Genomic DNA, 22,132 nt, shown 5'->3' with positions numbered 1-22,132 from the left:
CATTTCAGTTATCAGTTGTAATTATGATGATTCATAACGCGAGCAAGATGATCGCACTAATTTTCCTAATGGGACTTACACAAAATAGAGGTAGAAAATAGGCTCAAATATAGACAGGAATAGTCTTTTAGATCAAAAGGCGTAAATCCTTAATTACTGAATAATTAATAATTCAATAATTCAATAATTCAATAATTCAGGTTTAAAGCCTCCGCTTTAAAGGGGAAAAAGCGGTCGAGGGATGGCGAGGTTTCCTCGCCATATCCAATCGACCAAGAGAATAAATTTTTTCCTTTTATTCAATCCTATCCGTTTTAGGGAGAGATAATTATCAATTATCCATTATCAATTATCAATTATTGAACCAGGGTTCTAGCCATTTTTAGGTCATTGAGGTAATTCCCTTTTCCTTCTTCCTTCTTCCTTCTTCCTTCTGCCTTTTTCAAGAGTAGAATTGACTTGCCCAATTTCGAGACTGACGCAGAGGACCATCATCTTGATATAAAGGTGGATTATGAATATCTTTTTTATTCTCTAAAATACTAACATCTTGTTCAAAAGTTTCTAAAACATCTTGTTTTAACATCTTATTTAAAATCAAACTTAAAGGAAAAGGTAGAACTTTTTCACACTATAAAATATGGCAATATCAAGATACTCATTATCTATAGGTGTACCTGTAAAAATAGTTAACAAACCTAACTTTAACTTTCCTTCTGTCCAGTAAAAACTCACATCATAAGCAGGTCCGTAATAAATAGTAGTAACTGAACCATCTTCTAATACTAATTTTCCTGCTGCTAAAGAAGATAAATTATATTTCTGAGACATTCTATGAGTTAAAATTGGTCCGTCAATTTCTACCCCATGACTATGAGCGCTTTTAAAAGTACGGCTGTGCAAATTATATAAGTGAGAGACATCTACACTGTTATCCATATAATCTTGAAGGGTAGTGCGGACTTTCCACTGACGGACTAAACGTAGGGGAGTCCATTCAACCGAATTTAATTCTGGTATTTGAGGTATTTCCCAGTCTGGCAGTTTTCCTTGATGGTGATGGTACATCATTATGAGACCATTAAGCTCAAGTACAGGCCAACTCTGTATTTTTGCTTTGGGTTTGGGTTTATCTGGATAAGGAATAGCAGCACATTGTCCATTTGTATCCCAGAGCCAACCGTGGTAAGGACATCTCAGAGTTTGGCCTTGTATTGTACCTCCATGAGCAAGATGAGCGCCTAAGTGAGGACAGTGAGCATCAAAAATATGAGGTTTGCCATCTTCTGTACGAAATAGTACGAAGTCTTTTCCGAAGTAATGAAGTGGTATGACTCCTTTGGCAGATAAATCTTCACTTCTGGCAACGCGAAACCAACTATTGGGCAGGTTTGAATACATAATTATGTTAGAGGTAGACAAAAATCAGCTATTAGTATAACTACGCATAAGTCAAAAGTGAGTGTGTAATTTGGTAGTGCTATAGGATAGCGATGGCTTGCCAACTTATTCGGCAAGGGGTCTGCCGTTATAATCTTCAATTTAACGGGAGGGAAGTTGCCAATCTACTAATTAATTAGCGTTGGAGTTATTTGATGCTTAACATATTTCAGGACTTACGCAAAGGCACTATTTATAGAGTCCAAAGACTATTGGACAATAGTTTGGAGCGCTATATATAGAGTATCTGCGTAAGTCCTAATATTTTTTTAAGTTCAGGAATCACAAAAAGCACTATTTATAGGGTTGTTGTCCGTTAAATTACCGCTAAAATCCCATACAAATAGCGTTCATGCGTAAGTCCTAAAGTTGTTCAATGTTACGCCTCCGCAACTAACAACAAAATAAGTATAAATTACGCATAGGCGCTACATATAGCGCTTGTTACTATTGTCCAATAGTTTTTATTTCTATATATAGTACCTTTGCGTAAGTCATGATCAGAACCAGTCCACAGTACAGGTTTCCGATAAAATCTTGCTAAATAATCCTTAAAATCTCTCCTGATTAACTGACTGGAAAAGGTTTTGAGATTAGCTATGAATTTACTCAAATGACTGACTTCAGGACTTACGCAAAGACACTGTGTATAGAGTCCAGTAACTATTGGACAATAGTTATGAGTACTATATATAGCGTATCTGCGTAAGTCCTATGACTTAATTGCTGTTGTAGACGCAGAGCGACGTGCCGAAGGCAGACCTTAATATTAAAGGTTTAGCTAGAAACACTAAACTATCAAAATCAATATATGATGTTGCTTGGGGAGTTTTTCTGGAAAAACTTGCAGCAGTAGCGGTGAAACGCGGTTGTTATGTTATCAAAGTAAGTCCTCATCATACATCAACTAATTGCAGTAATTGCGGTCAGAAAGTATCAAAAACATTGTCAGTTAGAACTCATTCTTGTCCGAAGTGCAATTTAGTGATGGACACAACATATGTAAGCATAGCTCCTCTACAGGAGGCAAATGCTGTAATCAACATATTAAATAAAGCATTAAACGAGGTGGGTCTCATCTTGTCTGCCTGTGGAGGCGTAAGACGTTAGTCTGCCGGGGAAACAGGAAACTTTATCTGCGAAGAGAAGCCCCCGTTATACCGCTGGCGGTTAACGATGGGATAACGTCACAGAATGACTGCGTATAAATTCCTATTATATTAAGGAATGAAAACTCTGAATAACCTTCTCAAGTTTTTTTTATGCAAACCACAAAAGTAGAACGAGTCAGAGGTGTCAGGGACATTCTGCCAAACACCTATCACATTGATAAACAAATCAAAAATGCACTGAGTGATAGCTTTGAATCTTATGGTTACCGACCCATAGATGTACCACTAATAGAATATACTGAACTCTATCTGAAAAAATCTGGTGAGGACATAGTTTCTCGCCTCTACGACTTTATTTATCGTAACCGTCGCCTCTGTCTCAGGCCAGAATTTACAGCTTCAGTGGTCCGTGCTTATCTGGACAACTTCCAAGAAATACCCCTGCCAGTAAGACTGTATTATACAGGACCAGTATTTCGCTATGAAAAGCCTCAGAAAGAAAGATATCGTCAATTTACCCAAATGGGAATAGAGTTAATTGGGGCAAAAGGGGCGATCGCTGATGCGGAAGTTATTTCTATGGCCTGTCAAGGTTTAGACAGTTTAGGTTTAACTGAATATCAAATGTTTATTGGTCATGTTGGAGTTATTAACAAATTCCTCGACCATCTTGAGTTAGATACTCGTCTTCGTAGTTTTCTACTTACTCAGATGGAAACTCTGAGAAAAGAAGGTAAACAAGTAGTAGAAAATTTACTCTCTGAAATTTATCCAGCGTTTCAAAAAAATTCTTCTGCTCAACAACAACCAGGTAAAAATATTACGACAAAAAAAATTACAGACCTCCTACAAAATTTAGAAGAAGAGGAGGCTAGAACAGCCATTTTTGAGTTTCTCGAAAGTATGAATATCGAACTCTCAAGCACTCGTGAACCTGAAGAAATAGTTGATCGTTTGTTAGTAAAAATCAAACATCAAAATCAAACTAAACAGCTGAATCAAGCATTAGATTTTATGACAGAGTTGAGTCAACTAAAAGGAGAGCCGAATGCTGTTTTAAAAGAAACAGAAAAATTACTTTCAGCTTACAGTATTGATGATTACGGCTTAAAACAATTACAAGATATTCTTGAAAGTTTAGATGCCTTTAATGTAGATAAAAATCGTATTAATATTGACCTCGGAATTAGTCGGGGTCTCCAATATTATACAGGTATGGTTTTTGAAATTTCTGATAGCAACTTAGGAGAAAGAAAATTATGTGGTGGTGGTAGATATGATGATTTAATTGTTAGTTTAGGAGGCAAAGAAACTCCAGCAACTGGTTTTTCTTATGTAATGGAAGAACTCAGACAAGTATTAGCTGAAAAATCTCATTTGAATATCAATAATTATCAATTTGTCGAAATTTTGGTAGTTGGTATGAGTTCAGATGATTATGTTTATACTGTCGAAATTGCTGAAAAATTAAGAAAGTTAGGTTTGCGGATAGAAACTGATATTATCGGGAGAAATATTGAAAATAATATTGAGTATGCAGTTAAGCATAATATTCCATTTTTAATTATTTTAAATTCTGTAGAACAACAAGATAGTAAAGTACTTTTGCAAAACCTGGAGTCTGGGGAAAAGCAAAATTTGGAATTAAATGAAGTAGTAAAAAGTTAGAAATACTTGAATTACTGAAAAATTAATATCCTTAAATCAAATGATAAACCTTTAGCCGTCAGCATTTAGTCATCAGTTTTTCCTGCGGAATGCTGCGCAAACAGCCATGGGTTTCATTAGATTGAATTGTATAGGTTAAAAACTCAAAACAAGTCTTTCTTGTGCTTCAATTTATGGGTTGAAAATGTAGTATTAAGTTAAACAAATTTTTACTTCATTCATTAAAAGGTTAATCCGAGCACATTCCGCACCGAAGAGATGACCGCTAATAGCTAAATGCTTACATCAAATGACCGAAAAATTCTGGTAAATAACCTCCCCTTTTAAACTATCCCTAATAAGGAACTCCTGAAAACCTTGTGGGGAGCAGGGGAGCAGGGAACAGGGGAGAAGGGAGAAAAAATCATAGTAGATAGGAAAAACTACTTAAGTCATCAAAAAAATTACTTTTTAATACACTTTTTCTCTGACAAAAACCTTTTAAAGACTCGTATATAACTTGTCTATAATGTCTACGTTTTATGTCAAGAAAGATGTTTATAAAGCATAGCCTTTTAAGGAGATCAAAAAAGAGAATATTCCAGATTTTAAGCCTCCTTATTCCAGAGATAGAGATACTGATATAGCAATGTACACTGGCATATTTAGGGTTTGCTGAATAAACTCTTTTTGCTAGGGTAGGCAGTAGGCAGTAGGCAGTAGTTAGGAGGTAGAATAAATGGGAATTACAGAGTCAGTGGCCAAAACAATATTAAGAGTTATTTTTCGGCTTTTGCTGCCCGAAAATAATCACTTTTTTAACCACAGAAACTGAAAAGCTCATACTTTTTCCAGACATAATTTGCCTAAAACCAATATCAGTCAATGCTTTGATATTAGATGGGTAAGCCCTATTTACAAATTACAAGAACTTTCCAATAGTTAAAAGTTTTATACTATTCCTTCGGAATGCTGCGCAAACGGTTTTTTCTTCCCCCTTCCGGAGCTGTTGCCTGTTGCTTGTTGCCTGCGCACAGCGCTATAACTAATAACTGATAACTGATAACTTATAACTGATAACTGATATGACCGCCGAGCAAATTTTAAAAATAGCTTTACCCAGTAAAGGTGCATTAGAAAAAGGAGCCATGAACTTATTATCCGCTTGTGGTTTAACTGTATCTAGACCCAGTGAAAGACAATATTTCGGCTCTATTCCTGCCTTGCCACAAGTAAAAGTATTATTTCAAAGAGCAGCAGATATATTTACAAAAGTAGAAGAAGGAAGTGTTGACTTAGGAATTACAGGTTATGACGTAGTTTCTGAAGAAAGTCAATCCGATGATGATGTAATAGTTATTTGGGATAAATTAGGTTATGGTAAATGTGAAGTTGTTTTAGCTGTTCCGGAAAGTTGGGTAGATGTGTCTTCCATAGAAGATTTAGCAGAGCTAACTTTACTATTTAAAGAGAAAGGTAAAAATCTCAGAATTGCTACAAAATATAATAACCTGACTCGAAAATGGTTGTATGAAAAGTTAATTGTACATTTTTCCTTAGTAGCAGTACAAGGTGCAATGGAAGCCGCACCAAGTATGGGATATGCTGATATGATTGCTGATGTAACTAGCACTGGCACAACCCTTAGAGAAAATCGTTTAAAGCGAATTGAAGGAGGTACACTTCTTAAGTCTCAAGCTTGTTTAATTGGTAATAAACGTTTGTTACAAGAAAGTGAAGCTAAGTTGGAAACAACTAAGGTCTTTTTAGAGTTAATTGAAGCTCAGATGGAGTCAAAAAAATATGTGTCGATAACTGCAAATGTAGATGGAAAGTCGGCAGATGAAATAGGTGATTTGTTAATGAATAAAAGTGGATTAAGTGGCATTACCGGTTTACAAGGACCGACTATTGCTAAAGTATATTCTGGGGAAAAAAATGACTGGTATGCTGCGACAATTGTAGTGAAACAAGAAATGTTATTACCAGCAATTAATCATCTCAGAAAAGTAGGTGGTACAGATATTACAGTTTCTTCTCCTAATTATGTTTTTGGCTCTAAATCTCAAACTTATGAAGCATTTTTGGAAAAGTTAAATTAACCTATTATATCATGTTCGGTTGAATACTTATAAATAAACGACGGAGTCCTCAGGAGTCTACCCACCCTAACCCCTCCCAACCCACCCCTAACCCCTCCCAGGAGGGGAGGGGAACTCAGGAGTCAGGAGGGAAGAAAGAAGAATAAAGAATAAAGAGGAGGAAAAGGAGAAAGTTTTTTGTTTGCTGGCGCACAACTTTCCTTACGGAATGCTATCACAAACGTTAACGCGTCAGCGGAACAGAGTTCTATTGCTAATTATCCGGACATGATATTATTGGTGGAGAAAGTCTATATTTCCTAGAAAAAAATATCGACTTAACTCTCCTCTTAACAACAGGGAAATATCCCCTAAAAATTTTGAGTTTTGACATTATAAAATAATTAAAATGCCACATACAATTGTTACTAATATTTGCGAAGGTGTTGCTGACTGTGTTGGAGCTTGTCCCGTTGCTTGCATCCACGAAGGACCTGGTAAAAATACTAAGGGAAATGATTGGTATTGGATAGATTTTGATACCTGTATTGACTGCGGAATTTGCCTAAGTGTTTGTCCTGTAGAAGGGGCAATTTTGGCCGAAGAAAGACCAGAATTACAGAAGACTCCCTAGTAATTAGGGCTTGCTGATTAAATATCGCGCGCATTGACTGATATTGGTTTTAGGCAATTTATGTCTGGAAAAAGTATGAGCTTTTCAGAAGTTATTGTTAAAAAAGTGAGCATTTTCGGCTTTTGCTACCCGAAAAATCACTCTGACTATTGTTTTGGCCACTGATATAGTATCCGGATAATTAGTTATTGTATGATGAGAGGAGTCAGGAGTCAGGAGTCAGGAGGAAGAAAGGATAAGAGTTGGAATTATCTGTAGATATTCTGGTATTTTATTTCTGCATTGAATGGAAGTAGAAAGTGCGATAACTGTATAACCGGATTTTATATGACTCTGTAATTCGCATTTATTCTACGTTCGCCCCTACTCCCTACTCCCTACTCCCTACTCCCTACTCCCTACAAAGAGCAAAAAGACTTTATGAGCGCAAACCCTAATTAGGGTCTGCGCTCATAAAGCAGAGTGTGGGAAGTGTGGGAGGGGTGGGGAGTGTAGGGAGTGTGGGAAGAAATTAAAAAGGCGTTGGTGAATCAAGCTATGATATTCAATCCGGTAGCATCGGTGTTATTCACCATTATAAAATTGTAGGGGGCGAATGCCATTCGCCCCTACTGACTTCATTAAGATGCTACTTTTGCAGTAGACCGACGTCTCCGTCTTCCCACTGGTTGTTTGACGATAGGCAGTTCTTTTTTCTGTTCTACTTTCTCTTCTGCATTTCTATCTTGTACATCCTCTGCTTCTGGAGTTTGCATTAAGAAAACTAGCAAAGGTTGACCTTGAAGCTCTCGTCTCAACATCCGCTGAACACCACATTCAAGATCATTTTTCAATCCAGACCAGTCAACTTGAGTATTGTCTGACTTAGCATACTCAGACCAGTTATTACTCAAGCTTTTTTCTAATGTTTTGATAACCAGTTCACGCATTTCTGCTTTTTCCATAGCACTTACCACACCACGCAAATGTAATTGAGGTCTATCAATCAATTTACCATCCGAATTTACCCCTAACGCAACAGTCACAACACCATCCTCTGCCAATTGTTGCCTTTCCTTAAGAATGTTGTCCTCAACCATACCAGAACGAGAAGAGTCTACCAGTTCTATACCAGAAGGTACTTGAGCTGCAACACAGATAGAATCTTGAGTTAGTTCCACCACATCACCATTTTGCACCACTACCATATTTTCTGGAAGAACCCCCATACTTTGAGCAGTTTTACTATGTTTAACCAACATCCGATGCTCCCCATGAAACGGTACAAAGAATTTAGGACGAGTAAGTGCCAACATTAATTTTTGGTCTTCCTGACAACCATGACCGGAAACATGGATACCCTTATCTTTTCCATAAATCACATTTGCTCCTAACATCATTAGTTTGTCAATGGTGTTAACAACAGCGATCGTATTACCGGGAATAGGGTTAGCAGAGAATACAACTGTATCTCCTTTACGAATTTTGATTTGCCTATGTTCCCCCTTAGCAATACGAGTTAGTGCTGACATTGGTTCGCCTTGAGAACCTGTAGTCAGAATCAATAGTTTTTCATCAGGTAAACTTCGGACACTATGCAGAGGTACAAATAAACTATCTTCACACTTAACATAACCAAGATTGCGAGCATGAGCAATCACATTCAGCATCGATCGCCCTACTATTGCCACCAACCTACCATGTTTTTTCGCTAACTCTAGAACTATTTGTAATCTATGTACGCTAGATGCAAAGGTTGTCACCATTAAACGTCCAGGAGCGTTGGCGAATACTCGGTCTAAGTTTGGATAAACTGACCTTTCTGAAGGGGTGAAACCGGGTACTTCTGAATTTGTGGAATCACTTAATAAGCAGTGAACTCCTTTTTCTCCATACTCTGCTAACCTTTGAAAATCAAAATTTTCTCCATCTACAGGAGTATGGTCAATCTTGAAATCACCTGTATGTATAACTACTCCTACTGGTGTTGTGATAGCGACTGTAAAGCTATCCGCCATTGAGTGAGTATTACGAATATATTCAACACTGAAATATTTACCTAACCGTACAGTATCGCGGGGACGAACAGTCCTTAATTCTGTGCGATTTTGGACTCCTGCTTCCTCTAGTTTTGGGTAGAGTAAAGCCATTGCCAATCTTGGTCCATAAATGACAGGAATTTCTACATTTTTCAAATGGAAAGGAATACCACCAATATGATCTTCGTGACCGTGGGTGACAATCATACCTTTGATTTTATGACGATTTTCAGTCAGATAAGTTACATCTGGTAAGACGATATTTACACCATGCATTCCATCGGTAGGAAAAGCTAATCCTGCATCAAGCAGAATAATTTCGTCATCATATTCAAATACGCAGGTATTTTTACCAATTTCATGTAGTCCACCTAGAGGAATAATTTTTAGGTGAGATGATGATTTCTTTCTTGTCATAATTATCCTATTTTTGTTGTTGTTCACTTTGAAAGATTTTGAATGATTGTTATAGCAGAAGGAAGAAGAAAGAAGGAAGAAGAAATAAGGAAAAATCTGGCGTTGTCTGAGTTTTAAGCTTTTGATATATCCTCACCTTTCCTTCGACTGCTATATACCAATTTGATAAATGTTTGCTATAAATAGCTTGGTTATTTCTTAGGAGTCTGGATAACCGAGTCAGGAGCGATAATGAATAGCTTTGATACCATGCCTGATATAACTCATCTTTTTAGTCAAAGGGACATCTCCTGCAAATTCTTTTAATTACCCCGATTATTCTAAACATTCTTTTTCAAAATAACATTACTGATTTTCAATACTCATTAGTTAAAAGCAGAAAAATTAATCTGTTAAAAAATCAAGATTTTAGCGATTTAGTCAGGGGTAACTAAATCATTATTTAGATCGATGGTATTCAATTGTCTGAAAACTTTATTACCCGTGAAATTGACTCACAATAAACCTAGTTGACCCATTTCTGCTAATAATTTTTCAGTTACTTCAGTGGTCGGGTCGCATAGTGGAGGGCGAGTAGAGCCTACTTTCCAGTTTAGCAGATTTAGTGCTGCTTTTACAGGAATTGGGTTAGTTGTTGCAAATAAAGCTTTGAATAAGCTGAATAGTTTTAGATGAATTTCTGTAGCAACTTGTACCTTACCTGTTTCAAATGCTACTATCATCTCTTGTAGCTGTTTTCCTACTAGGTGACTGGCTACACTAACAACACCACTACCACCAACAGCCAAGAGTGGTAAAGTTAGGGAATCATCTCCAGAATAAATCTTAAACTCTGGTGCAGTCAAGTGCCTAATCTGACTTACTTGATCTATGTCACCACTGGCTTCTTTAATCGCAACAATATTAGAAATTTCGGCCAGTTTTGCTACAGTTTCAGGAATTAGATTTTGACCAGTACGCCCTGGTATATTGTAAACCATTATTGGAAATTCTGGGGTGGCTTGAGCGATCGCTTTAAAATGTTCATAAAGTCCTGACTGTGGCGGCTTATTGTAATAAGGTACCACCTGTAATGAACCATCTAATCCTAATTTAGCAGCTTTTTCGGTGGCTGCGATCGCTTCTCTTGTGGAGTTTGACCCAGTACCAGCTATTACTTTAGCTTTTCCTGCTACTGCTTTTTGAACTACTTGAAATAGTTTATATTCTTCTTCCCATGTTAAGCTTGGAGATTCTCCTGTTGTTCCACATATTACTAATGAATCTGTCCCATTTTCTGTTAACCATATAGATAGCTTTTCTACCTCTTCATAGTTAACACTACCGTCTGAATTAAACGGCGTAATCATTGCAGTTATAACTTTACCGAAATCTACCACACTATTTCCACTCCTTATGGGTTTTTTATTGCTTTGTTAGGTCTTATTCTTTTTTTTTGGCCCTCTTACTAGACCTAATTTTTTTTAGATTAACATCGCTTTCGCTTTACTGTCTCTCTGCAAATTTTTTTTCTTTTTGTATGATTGAACTATTGTTAATTACCCATTTCATTACATTGTATAAATAGGAACTAACCTTACCGAATAATGAAGGTTTTAAACCTCTTCTTTCAAGGATAAACAAGAAAAAATTTTCCTTTGAGTCAATCCTCTTCTTTTCCAGGAAAGGTAATTACTAATTATTAATTGTTGAAGACTCTTTTTTTTTCTGCACCCTGAGTCTAAACTGTTGCTGCTTTTACCCTCAACCAATTCTTTTTCACCAATAACTCAGCTATTTGCACTGCATTCAAAGCAGCTCCTTTTCGGATCTGGTCTCCACTTAACCATAATTCTAATCCACAAGGATGAGAAATATCTTGACGAATTCTCCCCACTAATACATCATCTTTACCACTTGCTTCTATTGGCATTGGAAAATAATTTTTTTGCCAATTTTCTACCAGTGTTACTCCAGGTGCTTGACTTAATATTTCCCTAGCTTTGTCTACACTAAATGGTTGAGCAAATTCTAAATTAATAGCTTCTGAATGGGCGCGTAATACTGGTACCCTGATACAAGTTGCTGTAATCCCGATTTCGTTAGTTTCTAATATCTTACGAGTCTCATTAACCATTTTTATTTCTTCTTGACAGTATCCCTGCTCATTCAACGGGGAATTGTGTGGGAACAAATTAAATGCTAATGGATAGGGAAAAATATCTGTTTCAGGAGTTTTTCCCTCTAAAATTTCTTTGGCTTGAGTTTTCATTTCTTCCATTGCTCTAGCCCCTGCTCCACTTGCTGACTGGTAAGTGGCCACTACCAATCTTTTAATTGGCTGAACTTGATGCAAAGGCCATATTGCTACACACATTAATATTGTTGTGCAGTTAGGATTAGCTATTATACCTTGATGTAGAGTCGCAGCTTTTGGGTTAACTTCTGGAACTACAAGAGGCACTTCAGGGTCCATACGAAAAGCGCTGGAGTTATCAATTACTATAGCACCAGCTTCTACTGCTTTCTTTGCCCATTTTTTTGATGTAGATGCACCTGCTGATGCTAGCACTAAATCTACATCTTTAAATGAATCATGTGTTACAGCTTCTACTTGTAAGTTTTGTCCTTTAAATTTTAGAGTGCTACCTGCTGAACGGGGTGATGCCAGTAGTTTTAATTCTGCTACTGGAAAATTTCTAGTTTGCAGCAATTCTAACAACTCTGTACCTACAGCCCCAGTTGCTCCTAATATTGCTACTTTGTAAAACTCTGACAAATTCTTGTCCTCCTTAATTTTTCAATAATTTGATTTTTTGATAATGGTTTTAATTAAGTTTAATAGCTTTTTTATGGCCATTAATTTCGATGTTTTAATAGTTTGATCTAATTTTTTATCTATCTGACTTAAAAATATTTTTATTTTTATTAAACTTGGCGATCGTCTAGATTATCTAAGATACACTCCTATTACAACTTTTCCTTTGGATAATTTTCATCAACTAAAGATTAAAAATTAACTTTATATTTCATCCATAACATATATTCAATTTGATAATAAGCAGCATCAATCATATCAAATATTTAATAAAACAAATAAAATTTTTATATTACTCAATTAATTTTATACTTACTGACTGACCATGGTCAAATCAAATCAAACTATTCTTAGATATTTCAGTTTTAGCTATCTACATCAAGTAAATAATCGAGTACTAACATATCAATATTCATAAAAATTTAAAGATAAATTATTATCTAAATTTAATCAGTATCAAATATTATTATAGTTTAACAACTTGAGAATACTGAAATCAGAACTTAGAGTCATTTAATCTAGAAGTAAACTTATTACAATAGCATGATATAGTAGCTTTTACAAGTTAAGATATCTCAGCTTACTTTGCCAATAGGGCGGAAAGAATAAAGTTAAAAAAGTCCTAATATCAAAGCATTATAGGCACAGGTAGAGAAATACTTATAGTTAAGGAATGAGAATTCAATCAAAGTCCAGAATTTTTGGAAAAGAACTAAGATGACATGGAGTTTAAGCTATCTAACTTGCGTAAATAATAAAATTCTCATTCCATTCCTAACAGTGCAAGAAAAAGTAAGAATGTTAAGATTCCCATAAATAATTATATAGCTTACTAGAATCATAGCCTATAATCTTAAACTTAGTTCTAACCAACTTAAACAAAAGCCGATGAAAGTTACCCAGGAAAAACTTCCAGCTAGCCAAATAGGTCTGGAAATCGAGATTACACCAGAAATGTCCAAGAATGCCTACGAACAGGTAATTCAGAAATATATCCGTTCCGCCAATATTCCTGGGTTCAGAAAAGGCAAGGTGCCTCGACAAATATTGATACAAAGGCTGGGTAGAAATCATATTAAAGCTATGGCCTTAGATAACCTAATCAATGATTGCTTAGAAAAAGCAAGAGAACAAGAACAAATCAATGCAATAGGCCAATTTGACCTGGTGACACAATTTGAAGAGTTAGTAAAAGATTTTGAACCAGGAAAAGAAATGGTCTTATCGGTCAAAGTGGATGTAGAGCCAGAGGCTAAAGTTAATGACTATAAAGGATTAGTAGTAAAGGCTGAAGAAGCTAAATACGACCCAGCTCAATTAGATGAATTTCTGGAAGAACGTCGCTCTGAGAAGGCCACACAAATTCCCGTAGAAGGAAGAGCTGCTCAGTTAGGAGATTTGGCAATAGTAGATTTTGAAGGTATCCTCCCATCTGAGACAGAGGGAGAAGAGCCGAAAGAAGTTCCAGGAGGCAAAGCTCAAGATTATCCAGTGGAATTGAAAGAAGGACAATTTATCCCTGGGTTCATTGATGGAATAGTAGGCATGAACCTAGAGGAAACAAAAGAAATTTCCGTTCAATTTCCTGAAGAATATGGTCAGGCAGAGTTAGCAGGTAAGCCAGCAGTATTTACAATTACTCTTAAAGAATTAAAAGAAAAAGAATTACCAGAGTTGGATGATGATTTTGCTCAAGAAATTAGTGAGTTTGAAACATTAGCCGAATTACAGGAGTTCATGGAGAAAAAATTTACTAAACAAAAAGAGGAACAAACAAAACAGAATAAGGAAATTGCCATTGTAAATGAGCTAGTGAACCATCTGGAAGTAGAATTACCAGAAACTTTGATCAAAAATGAAGTTATGCAAATGTTGAACCAAAGTGCAATAGAGTTGAGCCAGTACGGAATTGATGTTAAAGAATTATTCAGCAGTGACCGACTGCCAGAAATGGAACAGCAATCGCGGCCAGAAGCAATTGAGCGATTGAAAAGAGATTGGGCTATTAAAACAGTGGCCAAGGAAGAGTCTATCGAGGTAAGTGAAGAAGAGATTGTAGCAGAGTCAGCCAAAGTCATGGAACAGCTACAAGGAAAGGATGTAGATCCAGATAGATTAAGAGAAGTAGTCACCGAAGACTTACTAAAGGAAAAAACAATCAAATGGTTGGAAGAAAATGGCACAGTAGAGTTAGTACCGGAAGGAACTCTAACTCAAGATCCAGAAATAGATGAAGCTACAGAAACTCCTGTAGAAACTGAGCCAGAGTCAGAAACAGCTCAAGGTACAGAAACTATTGTAGACGTTGAGGCCGAACCAGTAGCTACTGTGGAAAATTCTCATTGAAAAAAGCAGAAGGCAGGAGTTCATTAATTGATAATTGATAATGGATAATTGATAATTACCTCGGATTTTAACCGCTCTTGATTGAAAATAAGGAAATATTATTTCTTTTTTCCCCTTAAAAGGGGAGGCTTTAAACCAGAATTATTTAATTATTAATTATTAATTATTCGGTAAGAGGCAGAAGGCAGAAGGAAAAATTGCTGATCGGATAGTCAACAAAAGGCCAGTTCGTGTCTTATAAACCCAAACAATTTTAAGTACCCCTAAAATTACAGCACTTTTTATGAAGGGTGAGGTACGCTTTTAAAGATAATCTTTTTTTCCCTACTCCCTCTCTTCCAGAATGGTTGGGTAATCACAACTAGCAATATCAGTAAAGTTAAGTCATAATAATATTCAGCGTGACATTCTCCTACATCATAATCTTTGATTTGATATAGGCTTCCCAACCTCACGGACGCGGGCTTTCTGTTTTGCTGGCGCAACGCTGCGCGTTACATGTCGCGGAGCGAAACACAGGGAGTTCAACCACTTAACCCTCCGCAGACACCAGACTCGGAGACCCACCGCCTTTTTGTACTGAACAATTCTGTACTCCCGAAAGCACCCTCAAGAGTTTTACCTTTTCACGGGCTGACTAGAACTTCTGAGATGAACCCCATAATCTATTTTGTTTTCGGTAGCGCTGTTACCAGGTGCGTATTATCGCAACTCCTGATATAATCATCAGAGTAACACAAAAAGGCATACGGGGACGCTATGCGGTTTATTAGTTGGTCGGCAATTCCTCTCCCGTTAACATTCGTATAACAGGAGACCCCTTGCCGACACCAAAGTTGAATTGATACGAATCAAAAATGAGCAAGTAAAAACAAAATTTGTTTATATATAAACTTATGTACTATGGTTATATCTCAATATTCTGATGATTTAGTTAACATTTATAACAAGTTACAAATTTACTCCGGTCCTAGTAACATTGTCCCCATGGTTGTCGAACAGTCAGGCATGGGAGAAAGAGCTTTTGACCTCTACTCACGGCTGCTGAGAGACAGAATTATTTTCTTGGGGACTCAAGTGGATGATAATTTAGCCAACACCATTACTGCTCAGATGCTATTCCTGGATGCTGAAGACCCAGAAAAAGATATTCAACTCTATATCAACTCTCCAGGAGGTTCTGTGACTGCTGGAATGGCTATATATGACACCATGCAGCAAGTACGGCCTGATGTTGTTACAATTTGTTACGGTTTAGCTGCAAGTATGGGAGCTTTTCTTCTTTCTGGTGGGACAAAAGGTAAAAGAATGTCCCTTCCTAGTTCTAGGATAATGATTCATCAGCCTCTAGGTGGCGCTCAAGGTCAAGCAGTAGATATAGAAATTCAGGCTAAAGAAATCCTGTATCATAAACGTAAGCTGAATGAACTGCTATCATATCATACAGGTCAACCTTTAGAAAAAATAGAGGTTGATACAGACCGCGACTTCTTTATGTCCTCAGAAGAGGCTAAAAATTATGGCTTGGTCGATCAAGTGATTACTAAACAGAATCTTCCTGTACCAGGAGAGTCTGTTCCTGCAATTTGACATACTCTCCGGCTGTTAGGCACAGAGATTCTCCTGAAACAAGGATTCTTGGTTTGCGCTCCGCAAGGCTACGCCAACACTGAGTCCACTTAAACTAATTACCTTGGGATACCTAGCCCAGAGATGGTTCTCACCCCTGCGCGTTTGCTCTATTCCAAGAGCCTGTTCCCGTATTCCCTACGGTACAGTTCAAACCTCAAACAAAAATTTTGGTTCTCTAGTACTTGTTGCTTAGAGTTTTTCCATGTACAAGCATTACTGTACAAAACCCCATAACTCTTGTCTTGGTCAGCATTCCGCAAGCGAGCTGACGGCGACGCGGGGTCTGACCGCAGTTTTCAAGGTGCAAACGCTACAGTTAAATAGCTATAGGTTTTTAGAGCGGTTGAATACCTTTCCGCTGTTTCCATAATAACATTAAAGTCCCCCTAAAAGGAGGAGGCTTGAAACCCAATTTTTCGGTAATAAGAGGAAGTTATGTCTAAATACGACTCCCATCTAAAATGTTCATTTTGTGGCAAGTCTCAGGAACAGGTCCGCAAGTTAATAGCAGGTCCTGGAGTTTATATTTGTGATGAATGTGTAGAGTTGTGCAATGAGATTTTAGATGAGGAGCTTTTTGACTCTAAGGCAACAAGGCCACAACCTCCAATGGCACGGTCGGGAACCTCTACTCAAAAGCAAAGTAGTGGTGCCAAGAGAGTGTCAATAGCCCAACTTCCTAAGCCTAGAGAAATTAAGAATTATCTGGATGCTCATGTTATTGGTCAGGAAGAAGGTAAGAAGGTTTTGTCAGTGGCAGTTTATAACCACTATAAACGTCTGACCTTTGTCGAAGCAAAAAAAAGTGGTAAGTCTTCTCCAGATGAGGTGGAATTACAAAAATCTAATATTTTATTGATAGGGCCGACTGGTTGTGGTAAAACATTGTTGGCTCAAACTTTGGCAGAATTATTGGATGTACCATTTGCTGTGGCAGATGCGACAACATTAACAGAAGCTGGATATGTTGGGGAAGATGTGGAAAATATTCTGCTACGACTTCTGCAAGTAGCAGGTTTAGAAGTAGAGGAAGCAGAACGGGGCATTATATATATAGATGAGATAGATAAAATAGCTCGCAAGAGTGAGAACCCTTCTATAACAAGAGATGTTTCTGGAGAGGGGGTACAGCAGGCTTTATTAAAAATGTTAGAGGGAACTGTTGCTAATGTCCCGCCTCAAGGTGGCCGGAAACATCCTTATCAAGATTGTATTCAAATTGACACTAGCAATATTCTATTTATATGTGGTGGGGCTTTTGTTGGTTTAGATAAAATAGTAGAACAGAGAAATGGCAAAAAGTCAATGGGCTTTGTTCAGCAAACAGGAGAAAATCAGCCCAAGGAGAAAAAAGTTATAGATTTAATGAAGCAAATGGAACCGAATGACTTGGTGAAGTTTGGTTTAATTCCAGAGTTAATTGGGCGAATACCAATGGTGGCGGTAGTTGAACCTCTGGATGAGGAGACTCTGATGGCAATTTTGACAGAGCCTCAGAATGCTTTGGTGAAGCAATATCAAAAGTTGTTGCGGATGGATAATGTACAGTTGGAGTTTGAGGAAGAGGCAATTCGGGCGATCGCGAAGGAAGCGTTTAGGAGAAAGACGGGAGCACGAGCGTTGCGGGGTATTGTGGAGGAGTTGATGTTGGATGTGATGTATGAATTACCTTCGCGGAAGGATGTGACTCGGTGTACTATTACTAAGGAAATGGTAGAGAAGCGATCGACTGCAGAGTTATTAATGCATCCATCATCGTTGCCAAAACCTGAGTCTGCTTAAGTAGCGATCGGCATTTTCCGTACCGGAATGCTCTGCAAACAGCACTCAGCTTTCAGCGCGCTAAAAGCTTGGGTTGACAGCGCTTTTCAGATTTATGACACATCGTCATAACCAAAATCCTGTAAGGGGGGAATGGCAATTTGCTAACGCAAAGCTCCGAATGGCACCCCTACTGTGGTCTACTGAAATGAAAACCGCTGTAAATCTCCGACTTCTAGCTTGTAGTTTAATTGTTAGTAGGTGCAACATTTAACCTACTCAAAGCTATATACCTTGAATCTGTATAGCATCACCAGTATAAAGTGATGGCTGTTGCCGGCAAAGTCTTGTTGTCAAGCAACAAGACGCATAGTTTTTTTAAGGTTTGGAGGCCCGTAGCCTACTCGTTCCCCGCACTGTGGCGTCTCACAGTCCATTATTTAATGTCGCTTAACATCAGACCATTTATCTTTGGATAAATTTTAGTTCTTGGCCGGACGGGAGTGTTCGCTTGTTAAACAAGTTACTAACCATAGAAAATCATACTTTATTTAATAGTTTTTGTCAAAGAATTGATTGAGCTTTCAACGAACCCTTTTAAAGCTACATAACTACATATAATAAGCCTTGAAAAGGTTTATATAGGTTTTTGGTCAACTATTACTCCTCTAATTCGGAGGAAATTATTGTCCAGTGTTCGATTAGTTTTTCTGGCCGCCAGTTTCGTCTAATTGTAGTATATAAATCTGTAGTTTGGTAAGTATTTATACTATGCAAATCATCTCAATTACTTTTTTCGTTCATCAAATTCCGAGTAAAAAATTTGGGGTTGCACATTATGGAATGATAATGCAAAAATAGGTGTTCGATTTTGACTAAAAACCATTAATTAATCATTCTACCAATTCTCAAATCCAAAATCCTGTTCATCAAAAATCTCAAATCATTTGTCACTGTGCAACGCCAAAAATTTACGCATAAATACTTGCTCGATCATGTACTCGATCGCGACAGCTATGATTTTCTTCTAAAATTCTGTCTCCAGCTCTCCTGACTCCTGACTCCTGATTCGGTTCCTACATTTTGTGGTGCGGAATGTAGGTTAAAACTTAAACCGAATAAAATACATCTGTCTCTGTTTATCTCACTTACTGTTAAGCGTGACATTAGTTTTCAGTTTCCTTGAGGCGGATCTGAAAGCTTTTTCGTAAGCAATATCCAAATATTCTTGAGATTTTTCAAAATTGTCTAAATCGGGATTATTAATAGCTATCCAGCCCATCCAACCGTAGACAGGATGGGGAATAAAGACGTTTAATGCCTGAAAATCAAAATCTCCTTCAATAACTCCGCCTTTAGGAGGTCTTGACGGTCGAAGACCAAATATTTCTTCGTATTTTTCAGGTGTCAAACCAATATTAAGCCGAAAAACCCCAGTGCGGTTGAGATATGAGGCTTTATCATTTTCACCATCCTTTGATTTAATAGTGACAAAATAGCTTCCACGCTTCAACTTCATCCCAGGATTAACAAAGTAGCTGCGTTCGCCCCAGGAATTGATGATATTTAAGTGTTTATAAGTTTCTAACAGATAAATTTCGATATTGCTTTCGTTAACCATATTTTAGAAATTGTTTATTCCATAAAAATAGTATATCTGTATAATAAATTATTACAGCGCTTTTCATTTGAGTAGACCACAAAATTATTTTTGGCGCTTAGAGTAGAGTAGGAGTAGGGAGTAGGGAGTAGGAGTAGGAGTAGAAAAATGCTTTTGGGTTGCCCATACTAACTGTAGTCTATCCATGTGAAAAGCGCTATAAGAGACTAAACAACAAATTTTTAGTCATTACTATTGAAAAAGTTATTTTAGGAGAAATAAATAAAAATGGCATCAGAATCATTAGGAACTATTTTGGTTTTTGGCGCGACAGGGGCAATGGGAAGTTTTGTCGTCAAACATTTGCTCACAGATAAAAAGAATAATTGGCAAATTCGAGCTTTTACCAGAAATACCAATAGTTCTCATGCTCAAAGCTTAGTTAAATTAGATAGCGATCGTGTTAAATGTCAGCAAGGCGATCTTAATTATTATGAAACTATTACCAAAGCGATGAAAGACGTTTATGGGGTGTTTTGCAATACCAATTTTTGGGTTGGTAGCAGCGTGACTAAAGAGCGTCAAATAGGGTTAAACGTTTTGGAAGCTGCTCGAAAAGCTGATGTGCAGCATTTTATTTATTCCTCTCTCGATGCTTGCGTTCACATTTCTCAAGGAAAAGTTCCCGTACCTCATTTCGACGCCAAAGCTGCTGTCGAACACGAAATTGACTGGCACAGATCGGATGAATTCATGCGCCAAGAGAAAGGTTGGTATTCGAGCAATGTTAGCGTATTAAAAACATTAGCTTACTTTGAAAACTTATTTGCTTTTATGAAGCCAAGTTGGGGAAAACTTAGTGATGGGCGGGAAGGATTTATTTTTTCTGTACCAGCCGCAGATGCTCCCTATCCTTTTATTGCTCTTGATGACATTGGTTGGTTTACAACCCATATGTTTGCCCATCGGGAAACCTGGGGTGGTCGAACATTGGAGATCGGAGGCGATCGCCTAACTTTTGCTCAAATTGCAGCTACTTTTGAGCGAGTAACGGGTATTCCCGCAGAGTATCAACCTATGAGTGATGAAGAATTTTTAGCTCTCGATATGTCTAATGTTCACGATCCTCTCAATCAATTTAAGTTTCATCGCGAATATGGTCCCGATCGCAACCATGAAGCTTTAAGAAAAATCCATCCTGATTTGATGAATTTTGAAACTTGGTTACGACATAGTGGTTGGAAAGGTGAAGCACGAGAAGTTCAAAAAGATGCAATAACTGGTAGCGAGTAATAGATGCATTAGTACTTACAGAAGTAATCGGGCGGCCTTTTACAGCACTTTTCAAATTGATGAACCATTTCTTCATAAGCAAAACTTTGTAGGGACGTTCCATGGAACGTCCCTACTGTGGTCTACCCAAATGAAAACCTCTGTAAAACAGAAGTGCGATCGCCTCAAGAGCTTTTAGAAAAGGCTTTACAACCTGGAGTAGAGGGTATTAACTCTAATGCCTATATAAACTGTGTTTACACTCAATTATAACTAAACATTGCTGATAAAATTCCCCCAGCAGATCGCATTTTCGATAACTTTGAAGCAATAGTAGGACGCAAACCAAATACTTGGCATGATTTTGCTGTTAATTACCACGATAAATTAACTTATTAATTAGACATAATTAGATATTTATTGTGATATAGGGGAGTGAGGGAGTGAGGGAGTTAGGAGATTAAATATTGAAGTAATTATAGAATTATCAACATATACTATATAAAAATAAAAGGGACATTCCATAATAATTGAGAGTATTTAGGGACAATACTCATCCGATCATTTCCAAATTTCTTTGTTTATTAGTTATAATAAACTTTATATAAAACCCCTCTTGTTAACTTTATATAAAACCCCTCTTGATAGTTAGACTTGCGATCATAGCATATTCTCAATAAACCTCTGATTTGATTGATATTTCTAAAAAATATTGAGAATTTATATCAATTACTTTTAGAGGCTTTAAACTAACCTTTAAGTAAAAAATTGCCAAAAAATAATGCTTTATTTAAGTCCAAATACCTTGGAAACACAATCTAACTTAATAAGTTTTATTCTTAATAACTTATTTGTAAGTTGGACAAAGCCACCGTTGCACTGGGAGCAGTTAACGGTGTGAGAACATCAAATCTTGATCAAGAATAATAATGACGATATCTTTTCTAGTTTTTTACTTTTGATAGCTAAAATAGCTTTTGAGCTTGTAGCAATATCAAATACATTAATGCGCCTTAATGCGTAGTGCTATCAAATTTTTCAAATTGGACATGACATTATGATAGGCAATTTCATTGGTCCATCAACGTTGCGAACAAAAGGAAATTGAGATAATGCGTAAAACAATATTCAATTTAGCAAGAATACAAGTATCTGATTATCACCCAGTGCAACTACTCTTTGAACTACAGCAGAAGCTAGAAGGCTTTAATAGAGATGATTTTGCCGAGTTGATGGGAGTGCAACCCCAAACTGTCCGACAATGGTGTAGCAAACGTGGTAATCCCAATCCTCAAGCTAGACAATTAGCTGGTGAAATTAAGGCCAGACTACAACGCGATCGCGTATTATAGAAAATTGTAGATTCAATCTACTG

General features: G+C 37.1%; 16 protein-coding genes. 10 read left to right on the top strand and 6 right to left on the bottom strand.

Annotated features, from left to right (window positions below; all coding sequences use genetic code 11):
• Positions 1 to 442: 442 nt before the first annotated feature.
• Positions 443 to 586: a hypothetical protein gene (locus SAGCYANO_RS47260; RefSeq protein WP_255502446.1), complete on the bottom strand. Its 144-nt coding sequence runs from the start codon at positions 584 to 586 to the stop codon at positions 443 to 445.
• A 17-nt stretch (positions 587 to 603) separates the two neighbouring features.
• A complete protein-coding gene (locus SAGCYANO_RS03020) occupies positions 604 to 1,401 on the bottom strand; it encodes a Rieske (2Fe-2S) protein (protein ID WP_255502445.1) in 798 nt (265 codons plus the stop codon).
• Positions 1,402 to 2,187: 786 nt separating this feature from the next.
• On the opposite strand from SAGCYANO_RS03020, the gene SAGCYANO_RS03010 reads away from it, so the two are divergent.
• The 4 genes from SAGCYANO_RS03010 (at position 2,188) to SAGCYANO_RS02995 (ending at position 6,914) form a co-directional block, all read left to right on the top strand.
• A complete protein-coding gene (locus SAGCYANO_RS03010) occupies positions 2,188 to 2,550 on the top strand; it encodes a zinc ribbon domain-containing protein (RefSeq protein WP_202218727.1) in 363 nt (120 codons plus the stop codon).
• 152 nt (positions 2,551 to 2,702) lie between these two features.
• Entirely contained in the window at positions 2,703 to 4,220 is a 1,518-nt protein-coding gene (hisZ, locus tag SAGCYANO_RS03005) for an ATP phosphoribosyltransferase regulatory subunit (protein WP_202218726.1), read from the top strand.
• 1,064 nt (positions 4,221 to 5,284) lie between these two features.
• Entirely contained in the window at positions 5,285 to 6,301 is a 1,017-nt protein-coding gene (gene hisG, locus SAGCYANO_RS03000) for an ATP phosphoribosyltransferase (RefSeq protein ID WP_202218725.1), read from the top strand.
• 388 nt (positions 6,302 to 6,689) lie between these two features.
• A complete protein-coding gene (locus SAGCYANO_RS02995) occupies positions 6,690 to 6,914 on the top strand; it encodes a ferredoxin family protein (RefSeq protein WP_202218724.1) in 225 nt (74 codons plus the stop codon).
• 620 nt (positions 6,915 to 7,534) lie between these two features.
• Here the strand turns inward: SAGCYANO_RS02995 and SAGCYANO_RS02990 are convergent.
• The 3 genes from SAGCYANO_RS02990 to SAGCYANO_RS02980 all read right to left on the bottom strand — a co-directional run bounded on the left by SAGCYANO_RS02990 (position 7,535) and on the right by SAGCYANO_RS02980 (position 12,107).
• A complete protein-coding gene (locus SAGCYANO_RS02990) occupies positions 7,535 to 9,349 on the bottom strand; it encodes a ribonuclease J (RefSeq protein WP_202218723.1) in 1,815 nt (604 codons plus the stop codon).
• Positions 9,350 to 9,843: 494 nt separating this feature from the next.
• A complete protein-coding gene (dapA, locus tag SAGCYANO_RS02985; protein WP_202218722.1) occupies positions 9,844 to 10,728 on the bottom strand; it encodes a 4-hydroxy-tetrahydrodipicolinate synthase in 885 nt (294 codons plus the stop codon).
• Between the two features lie 341 nt (positions 10,729 to 11,069).
• The gene (locus SAGCYANO_RS02980) at positions 11,070 to 12,107 is read right to left on the bottom strand and encodes an aspartate-semialdehyde dehydrogenase (protein ID WP_202218721.1); all 1,038 of its coding nucleotides are present in this window, start codon (positions 12,105 to 12,107) and stop codon (positions 11,070 to 11,072) included.
• Positions 12,108 to 13,034: 927 nt separating this feature from the next.
• Here SAGCYANO_RS02980 and tig point away from each other — a divergent pair.
• The 3 genes from tig to clpX all read left to right on the top strand — a co-directional run bounded on the left by tig (position 13,035) and on the right by clpX (position 17,906).
• Complete coding sequence (gene tig, locus SAGCYANO_RS02975) at positions 13,035 to 14,492, top strand: trigger factor (protein WP_202218720.1); 1,458 nt, start codon at positions 13,035 to 13,037, stop codon at positions 14,490 to 14,492.
• A gap of 903 nt (positions 14,493 to 15,395) precedes the next feature.
• Positions 15,396 to 16,082, top strand: a complete 687-nt coding sequence (clpP, locus tag SAGCYANO_RS02970; protein ID WP_305081030.1) for an ATP-dependent Clp endopeptidase proteolytic subunit ClpP — start codon at positions 15,396 to 15,398, stop codon at positions 16,080 to 16,082.
• A gap of 477 nt (positions 16,083 to 16,559) precedes the next feature.
• The gene (gene clpX / locus SAGCYANO_RS02965; protein ID WP_202218719.1) at positions 16,560 to 17,906 is read left to right on the top strand and encodes an ATP-dependent protease ATP-binding subunit ClpX; all 1,347 of its coding nucleotides are present in this window, start codon (positions 16,560 to 16,562) and stop codon (positions 17,904 to 17,906) included.
• Between the two features lie 1,123 nt (positions 17,907 to 19,029).
• Here clpX and SAGCYANO_RS02960 read toward each other — a convergent pair.
• On the bottom strand, positions 19,030 to 19,506 hold the full coding sequence (locus tag SAGCYANO_RS02960; RefSeq protein WP_202218718.1) for a DUF6194 family protein: 477 nt from the start codon (positions 19,504 to 19,506) through the stop codon (positions 19,030 to 19,032).
• 267 nt (positions 19,507 to 19,773) lie between these two features.
• On the opposite strand from SAGCYANO_RS02960, the gene SAGCYANO_RS02955 reads away from it, so the two are divergent.
• From SAGCYANO_RS02955 to SAGCYANO_RS02950, 3 genes are all read left to right on the top strand, one after another.
• The gene (locus SAGCYANO_RS02955; protein ID WP_202218717.1) at positions 19,774 to 20,778 is read left to right on the top strand and encodes an NmrA/HSCARG family protein; all 1,005 of its coding nucleotides are present in this window, start codon (positions 19,774 to 19,776) and stop codon (positions 20,776 to 20,778) included.
• A 117-nt stretch (positions 20,779 to 20,895) separates the two neighbouring features.
• On the top strand, positions 20,896 to 21,030 hold the full coding sequence (locus SAGCYANO_RS47255) for a hypothetical protein (RefSeq protein WP_255502443.1): 135 nt from the start codon (positions 20,896 to 20,898) through the stop codon (positions 21,028 to 21,030).
• An 839-nt stretch (positions 21,031 to 21,869) separates the two neighbouring features.
• Positions 21,870 to 22,109, top strand: coding sequence for a hypothetical protein (locus SAGCYANO_RS02950; RefSeq protein ID WP_202218716.1), 240 nt, complete (start codon positions 21,870 to 21,872; stop codon positions 22,107 to 22,109).
• The last annotated feature ends 23 nt before the right edge of the window (positions 22,110 to 22,132 follow it).

The sequence above is a fragment of the Okeania sp. KiyG1 genome (genome assembly GCF_014132355.1).
Taxonomy (GTDB): Bacteria; Cyanobacteriota; Cyanobacteriia; order Cyanobacteriales; family Microcoleaceae; genus Okeania.
This window is presented reverse-complemented; position numbering and strand designations above follow the sequence as displayed.

What these genes read in the sequence shown, in the direction of transcription:
- clpP (WP_305081030.1), top strand. Translation starts at nt 15,396, where the DNA reads ATGGTTATATCTCAATATTCTGATGATTTAGTTAACATTTATAACAAG.
- SAGCYANO_RS02960 (WP_202218718.1), bottom strand. Translation starts at nt 19,506, where the DNA reads ATGGTTAACGAAAGCAATATCGAAATTTATCTGTTAGAAACTTATAAA.
- SAGCYANO_RS02950 (WP_202218716.1), top strand. Translation starts at nt 21,870, where the DNA reads ATGCGTAAAACAATATTCAATTTAGCAAGAATACAAGTATCTGATTAT.
- SAGCYANO_RS47260 (WP_255502446.1), bottom strand. Translation starts at nt 586, where the DNA reads ATGTTAAAACAAGATGTTTTAGAAACTTTTGAACAAGATGTTAGTATT.
- SAGCYANO_RS02990 (WP_202218723.1), bottom strand. Translation starts at nt 9,349, where the DNA reads ATGACAAGAAAGAAATCATCATCTCACCTAAAAATTATTCCTCTAGGT.
- hisG (WP_202218725.1), top strand. Translation starts at nt 5,285, where the DNA reads ATGACCGCCGAGCAAATTTTAAAAATAGCTTTACCCAGTAAAGGTGCA.
- SAGCYANO_RS03020 (WP_255502445.1), bottom strand. Translation starts at nt 1,401, where the DNA reads ATGTATTCAAACCTGCCCAATAGTTGGTTTCGCGTTGCCAGAAGTGAA.
- SAGCYANO_RS02955 (WP_202218717.1), top strand. Translation starts at nt 19,774, where the DNA reads ATGGCATCAGAATCATTAGGAACTATTTTGGTTTTTGGCGCGACAGGG.
- SAGCYANO_RS02995 (WP_202218724.1), top strand. Translation starts at nt 6,690, where the DNA reads ATGCCACATACAATTGTTACTAATATTTGCGAAGGTGTTGCTGACTGT.
- tig (WP_202218720.1), top strand. Translation starts at nt 13,035, where the DNA reads ATGAAAGTTACCCAGGAAAAACTTCCAGCTAGCCAAATAGGTCTGGAA.
- hisZ (WP_202218726.1), top strand. Translation starts at nt 2,703, where the DNA reads ATGCAAACCACAAAAGTAGAACGAGTCAGAGGTGTCAGGGACATTCTG.
- clpX (WP_202218719.1), top strand. Translation starts at nt 16,560, where the DNA reads ATGTCTAAATACGACTCCCATCTAAAATGTTCATTTTGTGGCAAGTCT.